The organism is Algoriphagus sp. (assembly GCF_024642405.1).
Classification (GTDB): Bacteria; Bacteroidota; Bacteroidia; order Cytophagales; family Cyclobacteriaceae; genus Algoriphagus.
Map to the genome: position 1 here is coordinate 1 of NZ_JAHEBC010000409.1, position 3224 is coordinate 3224.

The 3224-nt window shown below is 40.5% G+C and carries 2 protein-coding genes; both read left to right on the forward strand.

The window, feature by feature from the left end; genetic code table 11:
* The first annotated feature begins 359 nt into the window (after nucleotides 1–359).
* Nucleotides 360–2780, forward strand: coding sequence for an ABC transporter permease (locus tag Q0L68_RS18530; RefSeq protein ID WP_296705741.1), 2421 nt, complete (start codon nucleotides 360–362; stop codon nucleotides 2778–2780).
* 248 nt (nucleotides 2781–3028) lie between these two features.
* The coding region (locus Q0L68_RS18535) for a hypothetical protein (RefSeq protein ID WP_296705742.1) at nucleotides 3029–3224 on the forward strand (196 nt) is incomplete at its 3' end.

Consider the following 3224-nt stretch of genomic DNA (forward strand, 5'->3'; position numbering starts at 1 on the left):
GTTTAGGATTAGATCTGGATCTTAGAGGAGGCCGGGTCAATACTACCCTTGAGAATTTCTCGGGAGAGCAAAAAAAGGATAAAGTCTTAGGCAAGGTGAATGGTGGCGGAATTCCTGTGACGATGGCTAGCTCGGGAGGCAGTATCAATTTGGAGTTTAATTAATTGAGAGTCTTAAGTACCAAGACATAAGTATCAAGAGTCTAGAACCAAGAATCAAGACTTCAACTTCCCGCCACGGCGAGGCAAGCTGGTCAGTCTGACAGAAAATTCAGCTTTACTACCTTCCAACTTTTGAACCCATAATCTTCCAATCCGCCACGGCGGACAAGTATTTCAAATTTTAACTCTTTGAATCCAATGTTCAAAAACTATTTAAAAATTGCTTGGAGAAATCTTCTGAAAAAGAAGGTCTATTCCTTTATCAATATTGTAGGCTTGGGAATTGGAATGGCCTGCTGTGTGCTCATTTTTATGTTTGTGCAGGATGAGCTGTCCTATGATCAATTCAATGTCAATAAGGATAGGGTTTATCGAATAATTCATGACATTGAGCAAGAGGGTACAAGCCCTGATTATTCTTCTTTTTGGGTTTGGGGAAATGCTCCAATTGGACCGGCTCTTCAACTGGAGTTTCCTGAGGTGGAAAAAGTGGTACAGTTTTCAGGTAGAGGCGATATCCTATTTACAGTGGGAGATGTGACCCAGCAAGAGGATGGAATTGTATTTATGGACTCCACTGTATTTGATGTTTTTAGCTGGGAAATGATTGAAGGAAATCCTAAAACAGCTTTGGTAGCACCATACAGTGTGGTTTTGACTGAAAGTACTGCCAAAAAATATTTTGGAGATCAATCGGCTTTAGGCAAAACATTGAAAGGTTCCGATGTGGCAGGAAGAGCAAATGCTGGAGATTATACTGTGACCGGAATCTTAAAAGATTTACCTTCTAATTCCCATTTGCAGTTTAATACGCTTTTATCCAGATCTACAAATATACAATCGAGACCTTCGGTATTTGATTCTTGGGGATATGTGGATAGCTACACTTATTTTTTAGTAAATGATCAGTTTGATCAAAATGCTTTTGAATCCAAACTTTCAGATTTTATTTCCCGAAGGGCAAATGTTGAAGAAACCGGGGAAAATTATGCGATAGCAATTGAACCATTAAAAGATGTCTATTTAAGATCGGATGTTCAAAGGCAACCAGGCGATACGGGTTCTCTTTCGAATATCTATATCTTTTCTATCATAGGCCTATTCATTTTGGCAATAGCGATCATCAATTTTATGAATCTCTCCACAGCTAGATCTATGGAGCGGGCAAAAGAAGTAGGGATCAGAAAATCTATCGGAGCTGATAGGAATAGTTTGGTATTCCAGTTTTTGGGAGAATCATTGATTATTGTACTGCTTTCTGCAGTTGTGGCAGTCATTTTCGTCACCTTGGCCTTACCGATGATGAATGCGTTGACAGGCAAAGTCCTCCAATTGAATAGTGTAATCAACTGGCAAACCATTCCTTTCTTTATTGGAATGATCCTGCTAATCGGATTACTGGCCGGTTCATACCCAGCTTTAGTTTTATCAAGTTTCCGTCCAGTGATGATTCTGAAAGGAATCAATAAGTCAGATGCCAGAGGGGTAAACCTCCGCAAAGGCTTGGTGGTTTTTCAGTTCAGTTTATCCATTGCTCTCATCGCTGGAACGATCATCGTGTATTCACAAATGAGTCATTTGCTGGATAAGGATATGGGTTTTGATAAGGAGCAAATGGTCGTGGTGGATTACAACTATGATGGGCAAGTCAATAATGTCTCTTCTTCTTTGGAAAATGAATTGGAGAAAAACCCCAATATTTTATCAGTTGCTTTTTCCAGATCTGTACCGGGAAGTCACTTTCCAAATGCAGGTACCACGATTGAAAATCCGGAAGGAGAAATGATTATGGATGGTCAGGCTATTTTTCAAGTAGGCTTGGATTTCATTGATCATTATGGTTTGGAATTGATTGCGGGTAGATCCTATTCCAGAGATTACCCGTCGGATTCTACCTCGGCTTTGGTGATCAATGAAGCTGCCGCCAAGCAATATGGCTATGCAAATCCAGCAGATGTAGTTGGGAAAAAATTCGACCAGTGGGGCAGAGCAGGAACTGTGATCGGAGTAGTGAAGGATTTCAATTATATCTCTTTGCACAATACAGTGGAGCCCTTGACTTTGCCATTTGAAGCTTATGCAAGTAGGTATATGAGTTTGAAGGTGAAAAGCGAAGACTTGCCAGCGACACTTGCTCAGATCGAAGGAGTTTGGAAGGAACTAGCTCCGCACCGTCCGTTTATTTACAGTTTTCTTGATGAAGATTTCAATAAGCAATATGAATCCGATTTCAGATTCAGACAGATCTTTACCACCTTTTCTGTGCTGGCGATTCTGATTGCCTGCTTAGGGTTATTAGGCTTGGCCACCTATACCGCAGAGCAGAGAACCAAGGAAATTGGGATCAGAAAAGTATTGGGAGCAGACATAGGAAGTATAGTTGGTTTGCTGTCCAGAGACTTTATCAAGTTGGTTTTGGTGGCAATTGTAGTCGCTACTCCAGTCGCGTGGTTTGCAATGAATAAGTGGTTGGAAGGCTTTGCTTATCAAGTGCCAATCCATTGGTGGATCTTCCTGATTTCAGGAGTTTTGGCGGTAGTTGTGGCGCTGGTTACGATTAGTTTCCAGTCTGTCAAAGCTGCAATGATGAATCCGGTCAATAGTCTGAAAAGTGAATGAAGCGATTTCGGATTTACAATTGGAACGTCATTGCGAGGAGGAGGAACGACGACGCGGCAATCTATTCTTAAATAAGGATTAACAATGAATGTAGAACATAAAATCAAAAGCCAAGAACTTCGATCCCGATAGCTATGTGGGACGCTCTGGCTGACACACTTTAGAACTTTAAGACCTTAACACTTTACCACTTTCCAACTCAAAAATCTTTCAATATTAAAATCTTCCAATCTTACAATTCGGAAACCATGCTCAAAAACTATTTAAAAATAGCTCTTCGAGGGTATCGTAGAAATCAAAAATTCACTTTTTTGAATCTGCTAAGTTTGATCATAGGTCTCTTCGTCGCCTACGTTGGGATCACCTATATCAGCTATGAGCATAGCTATGAGTCCTTCCATGAAAATAAGGATCAACTCTATAGACTTGCTCGTACCTATCGTT